The organism is Klebsiella sp. H-Nf2, from assembly GCF_002806645.1.
In the GTDB taxonomy this organism is placed as follows: domain Bacteria; phylum Pseudomonadota; class Gammaproteobacteria; order Enterobacterales; family Enterobacteriaceae; genus Klebsiella; species Klebsiella variicola.
The window spans coordinates 72,291-89,638 of record NZ_PIBL01000017.1; the positions used below are offsets into that span (position 1 = coordinate 72,291).

Here is a 17,348-nt window from a genome sequence, read left to right on the forward strand (position 1 = left end):
GTTCGCTTAGATGATGAAAGAAAGCAGGAAGGTGGCGGCGAGTGCAAGTAAAGAAGCGATAAATGTCGCTGTCGTGTAGTACTTGAACGTTTCGCTGAGGCTGGCGCCGCAGTACTGTTTTACCAGCCAGAACAGGGAATCGGTGACGATCGTGCAGCCAATGGCGCCGGAACCGATGGCAATGGCGATGATCTCCGGGCTTACGCCAGGATAAAGCGGCAGCATCGGCGCAACGATGGCGGTAGCGCCCATCATCGCCACGGTAGCGGAGCCGACGGCGGCGTGCAGGATAAGCGCCACCAGCCAGGCCAGCAGAATCGGATGCATATGCAGATTTGAGAGGATCACCGCCAGGCTATCGGCCAGGCCGCTGGATTTCAAAATCGCGTTGAACGCGCCACCGGCGCCAATAATCAGCAGAATGTTGGCGATCGATCCGAAGCCGTTTTCAGTATGAGTCAGCAGGACACCCATCCCCATCTGGCGACGAATGCCGAGAATGTAATAGGCGACAAAGACGGCGATAAACATAGCGGTGATTGGGTTGCCGATAAATTCCAGCAACATATACAGCGTGCCACCTTTCGCCATGTTCAGTTCGGCGACGGTTTTCACCAGCATCAGGCCAATCGGCAGCAGTACGGTAAACAGCGTGGCGCCGAGCGACGGCAGCGTCGATTCATCGCGCACTTCGAGGTTGGAAAATTCGGCCGGCACCGATTTAAGCGGCAGACGGTTGCCGAGCAGCTTGAGGAACAGCGGGCCGCCGACCAGCGAGGCCATCAGGCCGACCAGCAGACCATAGACGATAACCGTACCGATATCGGCGCCCAGTTTGTTGGCAACGAACAGCGCGGCCGGGTGCGGCGGCACCACGCAATGCACCGCCATCAGGGCCGTACACAGCGGAATGGCCAGCTTCAGCAGTGAGGTATTGGTTTTTTTAGCGATGGAGAACGCCAGCGGGATCAGCAGCACCACGCCGACTTCGACAAACAGCGTAATGCCGCAGATCAGGCCGACCAGCACCATAATCACGTCCGCCGACAGCCAGCGGCAGCGCTGCAGCGTCAGGCCGATGCGCTCCGCCGCGCCGGAAACCTCCATCATCTTACCGAGAATGGTGCCGAGACCGATCACCGCCGCGAGGAAGCCCAGCGTGCCGCCGATGCCGCTCTCAATGGCGTTGACCATCTCCAGCGGGCCCATCCCCATCATCGCCCCGACGAAAAAGCTCGCCAGCAGCAGCGCCAGAAACGGATGAAACTTCAGTTTGACGATCGTTAAGACGATTAACACGATGCTTATCAGCAGCGTGCTCACAACCCAGATTTGCGATTCCATACCCCACCTCGCCGTAAATAACGTGTGGTTATTGAACAGAAAACCGGCATGGGCTGACAAACGATATAAATGGCCTTTCAGGTGAGCCAAATTGAATCAAGAAGGTGATTTAGCTCTAAAAGTGACCTTTAAACTTGCAGTGAGTCAAATTAATTCATCCTTTAGCGGAAGTTCTGGCGTTATTTTTTTATTATCCAGACTCCTCTTCTCGCCAGGATCGCGTTATGGATGCACTAAAAACCTTAGGTACCCGGTTGCTCAACGGCTGGCAGCTCTCCAGGCTGTCGACGTTTGAAGTGGCGGCGCGGCATGAGTCGTTCGCCCTGGCCGCAGACGAGCTGGCGCTCACCCCAAGCGCCGTCAGTCACCGGATTAATCAGCTGGAAGAAGAGCTGGGGATCCAGCTCTTTGTCCGCTCGCACCGCAAAGTGGAGCTGACGCGTGAAGGGAAGCGCGTTTACTGGGCGCTGAAGTCGTCGCTGGATGGCCTCAATCAGGAGATTCTGGACATCAAAAACCAGGAACTCTCCGGCAGCCTGACGGTTTATTCCCGCCCGTCGATAGCCCAGTGCTGGCTGGTGCCCGCGCTGGGGGATTTTAGCCGCCGCTACCCGGCCATCTCGCTGACCGTGCTGACCGGCAACGATAACGTCAATCTGCAGCGGGCGGGTATCGATCTGGCAATCTATTTTGATGACGCGCCATCGTCGCAACTCAGCCACCATTTTCTGATGGATGAGGCGATCGTGCCGGTATGTACGCCGAATTATGCCCGCCAGCACCAGTTAACGCAGCATCCTGACAATCTGCGCCACTGCACACTGCTCCACGATCGCCAGGCATGGAGCAACGACTCGGGGACCGATGAGTGGTATAGCTGGGCGCAGAAATTTGCGGTGGAACTGCCGCCATCGTCGGGCATTGGCTTCGATCGATCCGATTTAGCAGTGATTGCGGCAATGAACCATGTAGGGGTGGCGATGGGACGCAAGCGGCTGGTGCAGAAGCGGTTAGAAAGCGGGGAGCTTATCGCGCCGTTCGGCGACATGACGCTGAAATGCTATCAGCATTATTACGTGACGACCCTGCCGGGCCGTCAGTGGCCGAAAATCGACGCCTTTATCGAATGGCTGCACAGCCTGACCTGAAAAGAGCTAAGCAATGGTTCAGTGCCTGATAATCGCCAGGCGGCGCTGCGCTTGCGCGGGCCTACAGTCCGGTAGCCCGGATAAGGCGTCAGCCGCCATCCGGGGAACGACCGACGCGCTTATACCGGCTGCTGATGGTGGGTGAAGCGCGAGGCCAGCGGCAGCCAGCACAGCAGAATCAACAGGCCCATCAGCATCATCAGCAGGCCAAGGCTGCCCTGACCGGTTTGCGGCATCATCGCCGACAGCCAGGCCAGCACGCCGGAGCCGATATTCTGCAAACCGCCCACCAGGGCCCCGGCGGTACCGGCGAGGAACGGGAACGGCTCCATTGCGCCGCTGGTGGCCAGCGGGAACAACATCCCGGCACCGAAGAAGAACAGCGCCGCAGGCACCAGCAGGGTCCAGACGGTCATGATGCCCAGCAGCCCAGGGATCCACATCATCAAACCTGCCAGCAGGCAGCAGATAACCGATTGCCACATCAGCGTCGGGAAACGCTTGTTCGGCCGGCCGGCAAACCACGCGCCGAAGAATGCCGCCGGGATCGGCAGAATAAACAGAATACTCACCGCCATGCTGCTCAGACCGAGCACCGCGCCCATCAGCACGCCGGAGCAGGCTTCGAATACCGCTATCCCCGCCAGGCCGCCGATCAGCATCAGCAGATAGCAGTTAAACGCCCCGGTACCGAACAGCGTTTTGTAGCTGGTCAGGAGTTTGGTGCGCGGCGCCCCTTCCGGGCGCGTTTCCGGCATCCACTTCGCCATGCTGAAGGTCACGCCCGCGCACAGCACCAGCAAGAAGGCGTAGCAGGCGCGCCAGCTCCACAGGGTGTCGAGGATGCCGCCGAGCAGCGGCGCAATCAGCGGGCTGACCAGAATACCCATATTTAACAGGCTATTGGCATGACGCAGCTGCGCGCCTTCGTACAGGTCGCGTGGCAGGGTCCGCGCCATGACGCCGCCGACCCCGGTGCCCATCCCCTGCATGGCGCTGGCGGCGATCAGCACCGGCAGGCTATGGGTGGTAATAGCTACCAGCGTCGCCAGCATAAAAATCGACATCCCGACGAGGATCACCGGACGGCGGCCCACGCGGTCGGAGAGCGGGCCGTAGAACAGCTGTGAAATACCGTAGGTCAGCAGATAGGCCGCCATCACGCTTTGTACCGCCCCTTCGCGGACGTTCAGCGCGACCGCCATGTCGGCAATAGCCGGAATATAAATGGTCTGCGCCATCTGGCCGACGGCCACCAGCAGTACCAGCATCAACAACAAATTGAAGTTCTTATGCCGTTTCATGTCGATGAATACTTTGTTAGTAATTAAAAGTGAAGAATATGTGACTGGCACACCCCGTAAGAGATGGAGGAATCTACCATATAAAAATGACAGAACAACCGCAAAGTACCGATTGCAGGGGGGAGTCGAGGCAGATTTTGTAAACAGGTTCGGCAACTAATGTTGCCATTTCAGGCTATGACAGCCGCAGGAGGATCGCCCCGGCGGCAATCCCGCAGGCGGCCACGATGCGGAGCGGTATCAGTTGCTCTTTCAGGACGATAAAGGCGATCAGCGCACCGAAGAGAATGGAGGTTTCACGTAGCGCGGCGACCACCGCCAGCGGCGCTTGCGTCATCGCCCATAGCGCCAGACCGTAGGAGCCCATGGTGCCGACACCGCCGAGGATGCCCTTTTTCCAGTGCTGACGTAAATAACGACTGGCCTCTCGCCGTCGCGCCACCATGGCCCAGCACAGCAGGTAGAAACCGTTCATAAAAAAGGTCCACAGGGTATAACCCAGTGCAGAGCCCGCCAGCCGGACGCCGGTGCCGTCCACCAGCGTGTAGCCGGCGATAAAGCAGGCGTTGATCAGCGCCAGCACGATGCCTTTGCGGGAGCTAACGCGGCCGTGAAAGGCCATCGCCAGAATCGCCAGGCAGATAACGCCAATACCCAGCCAGGCCAGCGGCGATAAGCGATCGCCAAGAAAAATGACGCTAATGGCTGTCACCAGCAGCGGCGCGGTGCCGCGCATCAGCGGATAGGTCTGGCTCATATCCGACACCTGGTAGGTCTTCGCTACCAGCACCGTATACACCACCTGCAATGCGCACGACGCCGCCAGATAAGGCGCGCTGGCCAGCGTCGGCTGCGGCGCGAAGGGCAGCATCACCAGGGCGAGCAGCGCGGCCGAGCCGCTGACGCCGATCGCCGCGTACATTTTATCGCCGCTGGCTTTGACGATAGCGTTCCAGCTGGCGTGCAGCAGGGCGGCGAACAGCAAAATGCAGAATACGGTGAGGGTCATCGCAAAACGATTCAGAAGTTAAGGTCTTCGGACTGTAACATGCGCCCGCGCAGCCAACCAGCTGCGGCTAAAGCGAGCAGAACAGACGATGCGTGACCCGGGGTTCATCGTATACCGGGCGAAAACCAAGCTTTTCATAAAAGGGCCAGGCCTGCGCCGGGGCATGGGTGTTAAGAAAATCGAACCAGGCGCTGGAGTGGGTAATGACCGAGACCAGCAGCTGCTGGCCGATCCCCCGGCGACGATAGCGTTCGCTGATGTAGAGGTGGCGAATGCGCCCGGCCCGCGGCTGCGGACTGAAGGGATCGCTATTGATGCCGCATACCCCTACCAGCTGGTGGTTCACGAAGGCGCCCAGCAGCGTTTCGCCCGGCGCGTTAAAGCGGTTTTTGCCGCTCTGCCAGTTTTCCGCCAGGCGGCGCAGCATATTGAAATGCTGTTCAAGGCTTTCGATTCTTAGCGCCGCGAACCCCGGGACATCCGGCGTCGTGGCGGCAATTAACAGGGGTGGCATAGCTTCCTCCATCAAGTCATCCCGGGACGCCCGGCGGGCGCCTGCAGGGGGGCGGTTTCCCGCCCCCCTCAGGTGCGACTTGAACCTGAATCAGCGGAACTGTTTCAGGACTGCATCAAGTAGTTGCAACACAGCAACCATGAGTTTCAGGATCAAAATAATAATATCCATTCCGCCCATACGCGCGTCTCCTGTGGTTAAGGAGCACAATAAGCTGACGTACCTTTCCGCTGCCCGTTGCCAGCTTATCCCTGCCTGTCGCCCGCGGCGTCTGCCCTGGCCGATAGTTCGTCCTTTCCGTAGACGGCTTCCCGGCCCGCCGCCTGCAACGGCAGGGGTGCGCAGCGTTGACCCACGCGTTGCCGCGCGGTTCAGATACTGCACGTTGTTGACGTAACACAGTGTGCTCTCTCGGGGTTAAGGCACTGACGGCACCACCCGTTTCAGCCAGGACTTCGTTGCGCCGGTCAAACTTGCGGCCCCCGAATGGCACAAAGTGAACACACCCAGTATAGATAAATACTGTATGGATGAACAGTATTTTTTGGACAAATTCGCCCCCCTCGTCCATACTCTATGACAGAGAAATATCGTCCTTAAATTGCGCGAACTGCAGCGATCGCGTATACTTTTGGCGTTGACGTAATACAGTGTGCTTGCGGCTACCACCCGTAACAATACTGATAAAAACCTCGCTCCGGCGGGGTTTTTTGTTTTCTGCCCTTTTGCGCCGAATTGTGATCTTTCGCGCAAATTTTCCTGGATGAAAATAAATCCATTGTGAAAATGGAAAACCTGTGTTTGTATGAATTCAGCTTATTTATTGACACAACAGGTCCCTAATGAACGCAACCCTGATCGCTTCGACCCTACTAAAAACCGCGCCTGCCGCGGTGGTCGTCGTGTCTGTGGTGGTCGTCGTCGGCAACGCGCCGTAGGGTCCGGAACAACACGAATTCCAAACCCCGCCGGCGCAAACCGAGCGGGGTTTTTTGTTGGCGAGCCCCCCGGTAAAGTCGGCCCAGAATAAAAGGACTGGAGCATGGCAAGTTCGGGCACAACATCAAACACAATGCGCTTTACCGGCGCGCAGCTGGTTGTTCATTTACTGGAACGCCAGGGCATCACTATGGTCAGCGGCATCCCGGGCGGTTCTATTCTGCCTATCTACGATGCCTTAAGCCAAAGCACGCAGATCCGCCACATCCTGGCGCGCCACGAGCAGGGCGCGGGTTTTATCGCTCAGGGGATGGCGCGAACCGAAGGCAAACCCGCAGTCTGTATGGCCTGTAGCGGCCCTGGCGCCACCAACCTGATTACGGCGATCGCCGATGCCCGCCTCGATTCAATTCCGCTGGTGTGCATCACCGGCCAGGTACCGGCCTCCATGATCGGCACCGACGCTTTCCAGGAAGTCGACACCTACGGCATCTCTATCCCCATCACCAAGCATAACTATCTGGTGCGCGACATCGCCGAGCTGCCGCAGGTGATGAGCGATGCCTTCCGTATTGCCCAGTCCGGGCGTCCCGGACCGGTGTGGATAGACATTCCTAAGGACGTACAGTCGGCCACTATTGAACTGGAGACCCTGCCAGAACCGGGCGAGCGCGCCCCGGCACCGGCATTCGCCCCTGAAAGCGTGCGTGAAGCAGCGGCGATGATCAACGCGGCGAAGCGCCCGGTGCTCTATCTGGGCGGCGGGGTGATTAACGCGCCGCAGCCGATTCGTCAGCTGGCGGAAAAAGCCAACCTGCCGACCACCATGACCTTGATGGCGCTGGGCATGCTGCCGAAGGCGCATCCGTTGTCGCTGGGGATGCTGGGCATGCACGGCGCGCGCAGCACCAACTTCATTTTGCAGGAAGCGGATTTACTGATTGTTTTAGGCGCGCGTTTTGATGACCGGGCGATTGGCAAGACCGAACAGTTCTGCCCGAACGCGAAGATTATCCACGTCGATATCGACCGTTCCGAGCTGGGTAAAATCAAGCAACCGCACGTCGCGATTCAGGGCGATGTGGCGGAAGTCTTAGCCCAGCTGATCCCGCAGATTGAGGCGCAGCCGCGTGATGAGTGGCGCCAGCTGGTGGCAGATTTACAGCGTGAATTCCCCTGCGCCATCCCGCAGGAAAGTGACCCGCTCTCCCATTACGGCCTGATTAACGCCGTGGCCGCCTGCGTTGACGATGAGGCGATCATTACCACCGATGTGGGTCAGCATCAGATGTGGACGGCGCAGGCCTACCCGCTCAACCGTCCGCGCCAGTGGCTGACTTCCGGCGGTCTCGGTACCATGGGCTTCGGCCTGCCGGCGGCGATCGGCGCGGCGCTGGCCAATCCGCAGCGCAAGGTTATCTGTTTCTCCGGCGACGGCAGCCTGATGATGAATATTCAGGAGATGGCCACCGCCGCCGAAAATCGGTTGGATGTCAAAATTATCCTGCTGAACAACGAAGCGCTGGGGCTGGTGCACCAGCAACAGAGCCTGTTCTATCAGCAGGGCGTGTTCGCCGCCACCTATCCGGGGATGATTAACTTTATGCAGATTGCCGCCGGTTTTGGCCTGCAAACCTGTGATTTAAATAACGAAGCCGATCCGCAGGCGGCGCTGCAGGCGATCATCGATCGTCCGGGACCGGCGCTGATCCACGTGCGCATCGACGCGCAGCAGAAAGTGTATCCGATGGTACCGCCGGGTGCGGCCAATACTGAAATGGTGGGGGAATAAGCCATGCAAAAACAATGTGATAACGTCATTCTGGAGCTCACCGTCCGCAACCACCCTGGCGTGATGACCCACGTCTGCGGGCTATTCGCCCGCCGCGCGTTTAACGTTGAAGGCATTCTCTGCTTGCCGATCCAGGGCAGCGAACACAGCCGCATCTGGCTGCTGGTAAATGATGACCAGCGACTGGGGCAGATGATTAGCCAGATTGAAAAGCTGGAAGATGTCACCAAAGTGGCGCGTAACCAGTCCGATCCCACCATGTTTAACAAAATTGCGGTGTTCTTCGAGTAAATCGCGCAAGGCTTGAACGGTAAGGTGCTTATGGTTAAGGTAAGCGCCTTTGCCGGATGGCGCTGCGCTTATCCGGCCTACGGACATAGCGCTTTTTCGTCTCAGGCACCAGGACCCTATCATGACCACCATCGCCCTTATTGACGATCATTTGATTGTCCGCTCCGGCTTTGCTCAGCTGCTGGGGCTGGAAGCTGATTTTCAGGTTGTCGCCGAATTTGGTAGCGGTCGCGAGGCGCTGGCGGGGCTACCGGGGCGCGGTGTACAGGTCTGTATCTGCGATATCTCCATGCCGGATATTTCCGGGCTGGAGCTGTTAAGCCAATTGCCGAAGGGGATGGCGACCATCATGCTGTCGGTGCACGATAGCCCGGCGCTGATCGAGCAGGCGCTGAACGCCGGCGCACGCGGCTTCCTGTCGAAACGCTGCAGCCCGGATGAACTTATCGCCGCGGTGCGCACGGTGGCGGCGGGCGGTTGCTATCTCACGCCGGATATCGCCATGAAGCTGGCCGCCGGGCGCCAGGATCCGCTCACCAAACGCGAACGCCAGGTGGCGGAAAAACTGGCGCAGGGGATGGCGGTGAAAGAGATTGCCGCCGAGCTCGGCCTGTCGCCGAAAACTGTCCACGTTCACCGCGCCAACCTGCTGGAAAAACTGGGCGTCAGTAACGACGTTGAGCTGGCGCGCCGCATGTTCGATAGCTGGCAATGAAGGCTGTCGTCTCACGATTGCTGTCGGTGATCGGCTGCGCCTTTATCTTCGCGGCCGCCTGGTTCTGCCTGTGGAGTATCAGTCTGCATCTGGTGGAACGCGCGGATTTAGCGGTGCTGCTGTTTCCCTTTGGCCTGCGTTTAGGACTGATGCTGCAATGCCCGCGTGGCTACTGGCCGGTGCTGCTGGGCGCCGAGTGGCTGCTTATCTTCTGGCTGGCGCAGGAAGTGGCGCTGGCGCACCCGATAATATTGATGACCGGAAGTCTGCTGACCCTGCTGCCGGTGGCATTGATTTCACGCTATCGCCATCAGCGCGACTGGCTGACGCTGCTGCGCCAGGGCGGAGCGCTGATCGCCGCCTCGCTGCTGCAATCGCTGCCGTGGCTGGCGCAAGGGAGCGAAGGATTGACCGCCCTGCTGTTGACGCTGACCGGTGGTCTGACGCTGGCGCCGACCTGCCTGGTTATCTGGCACTATCTTACCAGTACCGTCTGGCGGCCACTGGGGCCCGCGCTGGTCTCGCAGCCGATTAACTGGCGCGGCCGGCATCTGATCTGGTACCTGCTGTTATTCACCATTAGCCTGTGGCTGCAGCTTGGGCTGCCCGCCGAGCTCTCCCGCTTTACCCCATTTTGCCTCGCGCTGCCGATTATCGCCCTCGCCTGGCACTACGGCTGGCAGGGAGCGTTGATCGCCACCCTGATGAACGCCATTGCGCTGATTGCCAGCCAGACCTGGCACGATCACCCGGTCGATTTATTGCTTTCGCTGCTGGCGCAGAGCCTCACCGGGCTGCTGCTGGGGGCGGGGATCCAGCGATTGCGCGAGCTTAACCTGTCGCTACAGAACGAGCTGGCGCGAAATCGGCGGCTGGCGGAACGTCTGCTGGAAACGGAAGAGAGCGTGCGGCGTGACGTGGCGCGCGAGCTCCATGATGATATCGGCCAGACGATCACGGCAATTCGCACCCAGGCGGGGATCGTGCAACGGCTGGCGCCGAATAACGGCAGCGTGCGCCAGAGCGGCCAACTGATTGAACAGCTCTCGCTGGGGGTGTACGACTCGGTGCGCCGCCTGCTTGGTCGTCTGCGTCCGCGTCAGCTTGACGATCTGCCGCTTGAACAGGCGGTACGTTCGTTGATGCGCGAAATGGAACTGGAAGACCGCGGTATCGTCAGCCATCTCGACTGGCGGATTAACGAGGCGGGGTTAAGTGAAAACCAGCGCGTGACGCTGTTTCGCGTCTGCCAGGAAGGACTGAATAATATCGTCAAGCACGCCAGCGCCAGCGCCGTCACCCTGCAGGGCTGGCAGCAGGATGGGCGTCTGATGCTGGTGCTGGAAGATGACGGTTGCGGCCTGCCGCCGGGCTCGAATCTGCAGGGGTTCGGCCTGACCGGCATGCGCGAACGTGTGACCGCGCTGGGCGGTACGTTAACGATCTCTTGCACACATGGTACCCGCGTGTGCGTCAATTTACCGCTGCGTTACGCCTGAGAGGAGCGCCGATGTTTGCCTTTTTAAAAGCGCCGCCGGACGCCGCGCCAGTTAGCGATAAACGCGAGCTGGATGAGCGTTATCGTTACTGGCGTCGCCATATCCTGCTTACCATCTGGCTTGGCTATGCGCTGTTTTATTTCACCCGCAAAAGCTTTAATGCCGCGGTGCCTGAAATTCTGGCCAGCAACGTCCTGACCCGCAGCGATATTGGCCTGCTGGCCACGCTGTTTTACATCACTTATGGGCTGTCGAAATTTTTCTCCGGTATCGTCAGCGACCGCTCCGACGCCCGCTATTTCATGGGCCTGGGGCTTATCGCTACCGGGGTGGTGAATATCCTGTTCGGTTTTTCTACCTCGTTGTGGGCTTTCGCGCTGCTGTGGGCGCTGAATGCCTTCTTCCAGGGCTGGGGCTCGCCGGTCTGCGCCCGGCTGCTGACGGCCTGGTATTCGCGGACCGAACGCGGCGGCTGGTGGGCGCTGTGGAATACCGCGCATAACGTCGGCGGCGCGCTGATCCCGATGGTGGTGGGGGCGGCGGCGCTGCACTACGGCTGGCGTGCAGGGATGACCATTGCCGGCTGTCTGGCGATCCTCGCCGGACTGTATCTGTGCTGGCGGCTGCGCGACCGCCCGCAGGCGGTAGGGTTACCCGCCGTGGGCGACTGGCGTCACGATGCGCTGGAAATCGCCCAGCAGCAGGAAGGCGCCGGGCTGACGCGTAAAGCGATCCTGACCCGCTACGTGCTGGCCAATCCCTATATCTGGCTGCTGTCGCTGTGCTATGTGCTGGTGTACGTGGTGCGGGCGGCGATTAACGACTGGGGTAATCTGTATATGTCGGAGACGCTTGGCGTCGATCTGGTGACCGCTAACTCGGCGGTGACCATGTTTGAGCTGGGCGGTTTTATCGGCGCGCTGGTGGCGGGCTGGGGCTCGGATAAGCTGTTTAACGGCAATCGCGGGCCGATGAACCTGATTTTCGCCGCCGGAATTTTGCTGTCGGTTGGCGGGCTGTGGCTGATGCCTTTCGCCAGCTATGTCATGCAGGCGGCCTGCTTCTTCACCACCGGGTTCTTCGTCTTCGGCCCGCAGATGCTGATCGGCATGGCGGCGGCGGAGTGTTCACATAAAGAAGCCGCCGGGGCGGCGACCGGGTTTGTCGGCCTGTTCGCTTATCTTGGCGCCTCGCTTTCCGGCTGGCCGCTGGCGCAGGTGATGGATATCTGGCACTGGACCGGATTCTTCGTGGTGATTGCGATTGCCGCCGGCATTTCCGCGCTGCTGCTGCTGCCGTTTCTAAACGCGCAGGCGCCGCGTACCGCCAGCGAAGCGTGATGTAGCTCACCCTTTGGCCGCGAATGGGGCAAAACTAAGAAATTTTCCCGGTTTCACCTGGACGCCGTCTCAGGCCAGACGGCGCGCTGATTTTTACAATGCCTGGTTATTACGCAGGCATAAAAAATCAGCTCAGGAGATACCCATGCTGGCCTTTCTGAATCAGGTGCGCAAGCCGACCCTGGATCTGCCGCTCGATGTGCGGCGCAAAATGTGGTTCAAACCTTTCATGCAGTCCTATCTGGTGGTCTTCATCGGCTACCTGACCATGTATCTGATCCGCAAGAACTTTAATATCGCGCAGAACGACATGATCTCCACCTACGGGTTGAGCATGACGCAGCTGGGGATGATTGGCCTGGGCTTCTCTATCACCTACGGCGTGGGCAAGACGCTCGTGTCTTATTATGCTGACGGTAAAAACACCAAGCAATTCCTGCCGTTTATGCTGATCCTCTCCGCCATCTGTATGCTGGGCTTTAGCGCCAGCATGGGCGCGGGCTCCACCAGCTTGTTCCTGATGATCGCCTTCTATGCGCTGAGCGGCTTCTTCCAGAGCACCGGCGGCTCGTGCAGCTATTCCACCATCACCAAGTGGACGCCCAGACGCAAACGCGGCACCTTCCTCGGCTTCTGGAATATCTCCCACAACCTCGGCGGCGCGGGCGCGGCGGGCGTGGCGCTGTTTGGCGCCAACTATCTGTTCGACGGCCACGTGATCGGCATGTTTGTCTTCCCGTCGATTATTGCGCTGATCGTTGGCTTTATTGGCCTGCGCTACGGTAGCGACTCTCCGGAATCCTACGGCCTCGGCACGGCGGAAGAACTGTTTGGCGAAGCGATCAGCGAAGAGGACAAAGAGACCGAAGAAAATGCGATGACCAAATGGCAGATCTTTGTTGAGTATGTGCTGAAAAACAAAGTGATCTGGCTGCTGTGCTTCTCCAACATCTTCCTCTACGTGGTGCGTATCGGTATCGATCAGTGGTCCACCGTGTATGCCTTCCAGGAGCTGAAGCTGTCTAAAGAGGTGGCGATTCAGGGCTTTACCCTGTTTGAGGTTGGCGCGTTGGTCGGCACGCTGCTGTGGGGCTGGCTGTCGGATCTGGCCAACGGCCGCCGCGCGCTGGTGGCCTGCGTCGCACTGGCGCTGATTATCGCCACCCTTGGCGTGTATCAACATGCCAGCAACCAGTACGTCTATCTGGCCTCGCTGTTTGCGCTGGGCTTCCTGGTGTTTGGTCCGCAGCTGTTGATCGGCGTCGCCGCCGTCGGCTTCGTGCCGAAAAAAGCGATCGGCGCCGCCGATGGAATCAAGGGCACCTTCGCCTATCTGATCGGCGATAGCTTCGCCAAACTGGGTCTCGGGATGATCGCTGACGGCACGCCGGTATTCGGCCTGACCGGCTGGGCCGGCACCTTTGCGGCGCTGGACGCCGCCGCCATCGGCTGTATCTGCCTGATGGCCATCGTGGCTATCTTCGAAGAGCGTAAAATTCGCCGCGAGAAAAAGAATCGCGTTTTGCAGACTGCCTGATACACCAGGTATTTGGTAACCTTGCCCGGCCATTGCGCCGGGCTTTTTTATTGTTCTTGCTGGCTGGATTGCAGGAGTAGCTCCCGCAGCCACTGCTGCGCCGGGTCATGATGGTTACGCTCGTGCCAGGCCATGCTTTTGGTGAAACCCGGGATCGTCAGCGGCGGTGGGGCGATTTTCATGCCGCTGGCTCTTTTCGCCAGCCGGCGCGGTACCACGGCGATCATGTCGCTCACCGCCAGTATTTCCGGCAACACCAGGAAACTGCTCACCGACAATCCCACCCGCCGGGTTCGACCAAGCGCCGCCAGCGCGTCGTCGGTCACGCCGCGAAAGCTATCGCCCTGCCATGAAACCAGCACATGTTCCAGCGCACAGAAGCGGTCGAGCGTCAGCGGTTGGCTGGCCTGCGGATGGTCTTCGCGCATCAGACAGACATAGTCTTCCTGATACAGCGCCCGGCTGTGCAGCGCCGGCGGCGTATCGTGGGGCGTCAATAGCGCAATATCCACTTCACCACGTTCGGACTGTGCCAGCAGCGTGGCCGGTGATTCGGGAATGATGCGCACGCGGATACCCGGCGCCAGTGGCTTCAGCGCGGCGATAAATGGCACGATCACTGCTTTCAACGCATAATCCGTCGCGGCGATGGTCCAGGTAAAATTGGCTTCCAGCGGCTCGAAGATGGCAGGTTGCAGCAGGGTTTCAGCATCGATCAGCAGCTGCTTTACCGGAGCCGCCAGCGCCTGAGCGCGCAGCGTCGGCACCATACCGTGCGGGGCGCGGATAAACAGCGGGTCATTAAAGGCGTCGCGCAGGCGGGTGAGCATGCCGCTGACCGCCGGCTGGGTGAGCGCCAGCCGCGCTGCCGCCCGGGTGACGCTGCGCTCATCGAGCAGCGCATCCAGGGCTTTCAGCAGGTTGAGATCGAGGTTTCTGATATCAGATTTCATGATAGCCATCCGCAAACGCGATAAGTCACATTATGGTATGCCCGGTAGTCGACAGCAGGCAAATTCCCATTATGATAGTGAGGCTGCGATTGGATGAGAGGATGCATGATCTGGATAGGACTGGCCACCCTGGTAGTGGTATTTGTTGTGGGATTTCGGGTGCTTACCTCTGATTCACGCCGCGCGATTCGTCGCCTGAGCGAACGCCTTGGCATAACGCCTGTTCCGCTGGAATCGATGATCGATCAGCTGGGAAAAACCGCCGGTAATGAGTATTTGCGCTACCTGGAGCGGCCGAATGAAGCGCATCTGCAGAACGCCGCACAGGTACTGCTGATCTGGCAGACCGCTATCGTCGATGCCAGCGAAAAAAACCTGCATTACTGGTATCGCCTGATGCAAAAAGCGCGTTTAGCGGCGCCGATTACCGACGCGCAAATTCGTCTTGCGCAAGGGTTTCTGCGCGAGCTGGATCCGGATGCAAGCGATTTGCATAACTTACAGCAGCGTTATAACGCGCTGTTTCTGCCGGAAGACGGCGTACACTGGCTGCACTGATATCATAATTGCTTATGTGTATTATCAAGGATGGTGATTCGATTTATATCACTCACCGCCGCATGATTAACCTCGTTAAAACAATCGTTCACGAGGTTAATCATGAAACAGCCCCTGCTGCAAAGCGCCATCGTCTGGCCGGAAGCGTATCTGCCAGGCACGACCGACAATTTTGCCTCTAATGAAATTATCGTCAGCGGCCTGACGGCAGCTCAGATATGGGCGCAGCTCGATGACACCACGCTGTGGCCGGGCTATTACAGCAACGTTGCCGATATCCATTTCCATGACGGTAGCGGCCCGACCCTCAGCGCCAACGCCCGCTTCCGCTTCAGCACCTTCGGCTTCCCGATTGAGGCGCAGATTACAGAGTATGTACCTCCCGCTGCCGGGCAGGCGGCGCGCGTAGCCTGGCACGGCTGGGCGGAAGGGGATGCAACGACGCGTCTTGATGTGATCCACGCGTGGCTATTTGAAGATTTGCCCGGCGGGCGCGTACGTATCCTCACCCAGGAGTCGCAAAAAGGCGTTCCGGCGCAGGAGTTGGCGCGTACCTTGCCCAATCCGATGATTAACGGTCACCAGGAGTGGATCTGCGGGCTGGTGAAATCGGCTCGCGGTGAGTAAATCCGAGTGCCGGATGGCGGCTGCGCCTTATCCGGCCTACGGTTTCCGCACTCGTCACTTGTAGGCCGGATAAGCGTAAGCGCCATCCGGCAGAATGGCGAAGGCTATATTCTCAGGCTATCCCTTTGTATCATGCCGTGAAAAGCGATGAGAGTTGTGAAAACGTTAAATTCGTCACAAACAAAATGTTACACTGCGCGGCTTTCAGCCACTTTCTTCGCAGGTCACTCATGAGTCATTCAAATGAAGCCAAACCCCATGCACGCGAGCTGGCGCGACCAAACTGGTCGGCGGTTTTCGCGGTTGCTTTCTGCGTTGCCTGCCTGATTACCGTCGAATTTCTACCGGTCAGTCTGCTGACGCCGATGGCGCTGGATTTAGGCATCTCCGAAGGGATGGCCGGGCAGTCGGTGACGACCACGGCCTTTGTGGCCATGTTCTCCAGCCTGTTTATCACTACGGTTATCGGTAAAACCGATCGCCGCTACGTCGTTATTCTGTTTTCGCTGCTGCTGACCCTTTCCTGCCTGCTGGTGTCGTTTGCCGATAGCTTCATCCTGCTGCTGCTGGGGCGCGCCTGTCTGGGCCTGGCGCTCGGTGGTTTCTGGGCGATGTCGGCCTCGCTGACCATGCGGCTGGTGCCGATGCGCGTGGTGCCGAAAGCGCTATCGATTATCTTCGGCGCGGTATCGATCGCGCTGGTGATCGCCGCCCCGCTGGGCAGTTTTTTGGGCGGGATCATCGGCTGGCGCAACGTCTTTAACGGCGCGGCGGTGATGGGGGTGCTGTGTACGATCTGGGTGCTGAAAGCGTTGCCGTCGCTGCCCGGTGAATCGGCGGCTCAACAGCAAAATATGTTTGGCCTGCTGAAACGCCCGGGGGTGATGGCCGGGATGTGCGCCATTTTCATGACCTTCGCCGGACAGTTCGCCTTCTTTACCTATATTCGCCCGGTTTTCATGACGCTCGCCGGGTTTGACGTCGACGGCCTGACGCTGGTGCTGCTGAGCTTTGGTATCGCCAGCTTTATCGGTACCTCGCTTTCGTCGGTGCTTCTCAAGCGTTCGGTGAAAGCGGCGCTGGCGATTGCGCCGCTGGTGCTGACCGCCTGCGCGGTGGCGCTGGTACTGTGGGGAGAAAGCAAAGTCGTCGCCTCGACGGTAGCGATTATCTGGGGCTTCGCGTTTGCGCTGATCCCGGTGGGGTGGTCAACGTGGATCACCCGTTCGCTCTCCGATCAGGCGGAAAAAGCCGGGTCGATTCAGGTGGCGGTGATCCAGCTGGCCAACACCTGCGGCGCCGCGGTCGGCGGTATTGCGCTCGACCACTTAGGGCTGCTGTCGCCGCTGGTGTTGTCAGGAATATTAATGCTGTTTACCGGCCTGCTGGTGGCGACCAAAGTGAAGGTGAATTCACCCGCTTAAGGCCGCTCGCCTTTTGCCAGCCGGCATACATGCAGGCACAGACTATCGCATCAGTCGTAGTCGTAGCCCGGCTAAGCGTAGCGCCAGCCGGGAACGCGCCTTCGACAGCGCTATCGCATCAGAACCATGCCTCAAACATCCCGCCGACGTTCAGCGAATCCAGTTGCTGGTCCTGGGTGCCGTTGACCTTCGCGGTGTGCTCGTTGTCCACCTGACCGCCGGTCACATAGAAGCGCAGCATCGGGCGGAACTCCGGCCCCATGCCGATGGCGATGTTCTGCGACAGCGTCAGCTTCCAGCCGTGGTTATCCCCGCCCTGGTCGTAATCCACGCGCTGGTAGCCCGCTTCCAGCC

General features: G+C 59.3%; 19 protein-coding genes and 1 pseudogene. 12 read left to right on the forward strand and 8 right to left on the reverse strand.

Features of this window, described 5'->3' with window-relative positions; translation table 11 throughout:
* Positions 1-6: 6 nt before the first annotated feature.
* On the reverse strand, positions 7-1,344 hold the full coding sequence (dsdX, locus tag CWM58_RS25845; protein WP_100682117.1) for a D-serine transporter DsdX: 1,338 nt from the start codon (positions 1,342-1,344) through the stop codon (positions 7-9).
* Positions 1,345-1,435: 91 nt separating this feature from the next.
* On the opposite strand from dsdX, the pseudogene CWM58_RS28930 reads away from it, so the two are divergent.
* Positions 1,436-1,552: pseudogene (locus CWM58_RS28930) on the forward strand (hypothetical protein); the annotation flags it as partial.
* A 16-nt stretch (positions 1,553-1,568) separates the two neighbouring features.
* Positions 1,569-2,492, forward strand: coding sequence for a DNA-binding transcriptional regulator DsdC (dsdC, locus tag CWM58_RS25855; protein ID WP_100682118.1), 924 nt, complete (start codon positions 1,569-1,571; stop codon positions 2,490-2,492).
* A gap of 119 nt (positions 2,493-2,611) precedes the next feature.
* On the opposite strand, the gene emrD is transcribed toward dsdC, so the two are convergent.
* The 5 genes from emrD to CWM58_RS28935 form a co-directional block, all read right to left on the reverse strand.
* A complete protein-coding gene (gene emrD, locus CWM58_RS25860; protein WP_012540264.1) occupies positions 2,612-3,796 on the reverse strand; it encodes a multidrug efflux MFS transporter EmrD in 1,185 nt (394 codons plus the stop codon).
* Between the two features lie 175 nt (positions 3,797-3,971).
* Complete coding sequence (locus CWM58_RS25865; protein WP_100682119.1) at positions 3,972-4,805, reverse strand: DMT family transporter; 834 nt, start codon at positions 4,803-4,805, stop codon at positions 3,972-3,974.
* A gap of 67 nt (positions 4,806-4,872) precedes the next feature.
* A complete protein-coding gene (locus CWM58_RS25870; protein WP_061152896.1) occupies positions 4,873-5,319 on the reverse strand; it encodes a GNAT family N-acetyltransferase in 447 nt (148 codons plus the stop codon).
* 90 nt (positions 5,320-5,409) lie between these two features.
* Positions 5,410-5,529 carry a type I toxin-antitoxin system toxin TisB gene (gene tisB / locus CWM58_RS25875; RefSeq protein WP_004145059.1) on the reverse strand — a complete coding sequence of 40 codons (120 nt, stop codon included), beginning with the start codon at positions 5,527-5,529 and terminating at the stop codon, positions 5,410-5,412.
* 452 nt (positions 5,530-5,981) lie between these two features.
* On the reverse strand, positions 5,982-6,149 hold the full coding sequence (locus CWM58_RS28935) for a hypothetical protein (RefSeq protein WP_165785851.1): 168 nt from the start codon (positions 6,147-6,149) through the stop codon (positions 5,982-5,984).
* A 12-nt stretch (positions 6,150-6,161) separates the two neighbouring features.
* On the opposite strand from CWM58_RS28935, the gene ivbL reads away from it, so the two are divergent.
* From ivbL to uhpT, 7 genes are all read left to right on the forward strand, one after another.
* Positions 6,162-6,257, forward strand: coding sequence for an ilvB operon leader peptide IvbL (gene ivbL, locus CWM58_RS25885; protein ID WP_002923286.1), 96 nt, complete (start codon positions 6,162-6,164; stop codon positions 6,255-6,257).
* Positions 6,258-6,361: 104 nt separating this feature from the next.
* Entirely contained in the window at positions 6,362-8,050 is a 1,689-nt protein-coding gene (gene ilvB / locus CWM58_RS25890; RefSeq protein WP_074385318.1) for an acetolactate synthase large subunit, read from the forward strand.
* Between the two features lie 3 nt (positions 8,051-8,053).
* A complete protein-coding gene (gene ilvN, locus CWM58_RS25895; RefSeq protein ID WP_002923283.1) occupies positions 8,054-8,341 on the forward strand; it encodes an acetolactate synthase small subunit in 288 nt (95 codons plus the stop codon).
* Positions 8,342-8,462: 121 nt separating this feature from the next.
* The gene (uhpA, locus tag CWM58_RS25900; RefSeq protein WP_008806764.1) at positions 8,463-9,056 is read left to right on the forward strand and encodes a transcriptional regulator UhpA; all 594 of its coding nucleotides are present in this window, start codon (positions 8,463-8,465) and stop codon (positions 9,054-9,056) included.
* A gap of 17 nt (positions 9,057-9,073) precedes the next feature.
* Positions 9,074-10,555 (forward strand): signal transduction histidine-protein kinase/phosphatase UhpB, encoded by a 1,482-nt coding sequence (gene uhpB, locus CWM58_RS25905; RefSeq protein WP_165785852.1) that lies wholly within the window; start codon positions 9,074-9,076, stop codon positions 10,553-10,555.
* Positions 10,556-10,566: 11 nt separating this feature from the next.
* Positions 10,567-11,895, forward strand: coding sequence for an MFS transporter (locus CWM58_RS25910; RefSeq protein WP_012967017.1), 1,329 nt, complete (start codon positions 10,567-10,569; stop codon positions 11,893-11,895).
* Between the two features lie 145 nt (positions 11,896-12,040).
* Positions 12,041-13,432, forward strand: a complete 1,392-nt coding sequence (gene uhpT / locus CWM58_RS25915; RefSeq protein WP_100682121.1) for a hexose-6-phosphate:phosphate antiporter — start codon at positions 12,041-12,043, stop codon at positions 13,430-13,432.
* Between the two features lie 47 nt (positions 13,433-13,479).
* Here the strand turns inward: uhpT and CWM58_RS25920 are convergent, their stop codons facing one another.
* Entirely contained in the window at positions 13,480-14,385 is a 906-nt protein-coding gene (locus CWM58_RS25920) for a LysR family transcriptional regulator (RefSeq protein WP_022064559.1), read from the reverse strand.
* A gap of 105 nt (positions 14,386-14,490) precedes the next feature.
* Between CWM58_RS25920 and CWM58_RS25925 the strand changes: the two genes are divergently transcribed.
* The 3 genes from CWM58_RS25925 to nepI all read left to right on the forward strand — a co-directional run bounded on the left by CWM58_RS25925 (position 14,491) and on the right by nepI (position 16,994).
* The gene (locus CWM58_RS25925) at positions 14,491-14,943 is read left to right on the forward strand and encodes a DUF1198 domain-containing protein (protein ID WP_032691299.1); all 453 of its coding nucleotides are present in this window, start codon (positions 14,491-14,493) and stop codon (positions 14,941-14,943) included.
* 102 nt (positions 14,944-15,045) lie between these two features.
* On the forward strand, positions 15,046-15,570 hold the full coding sequence (locus CWM58_RS25930; RefSeq protein WP_061152902.1) for a polyketide cyclase: 525 nt from the start codon (positions 15,046-15,048) through the stop codon (positions 15,568-15,570).
* A 230-nt stretch (positions 15,571-15,800) separates the two neighbouring features.
* Positions 15,801-16,994, forward strand: a complete 1,194-nt coding sequence (gene nepI, locus CWM58_RS25935) for a purine ribonucleoside efflux pump NepI (protein ID WP_100682122.1) — start codon at positions 15,801-15,803, stop codon at positions 16,992-16,994.
* Positions 16,995-17,112: 118 nt separating this feature from the next.
* Here nepI and CWM58_RS25940 read toward each other — a convergent pair.
* On the reverse strand, positions 17,113-17,348 hold a 236-nt coding region (locus CWM58_RS25940), incomplete at its 5' end, for a carbohydrate porin (RefSeq protein WP_139787657.1).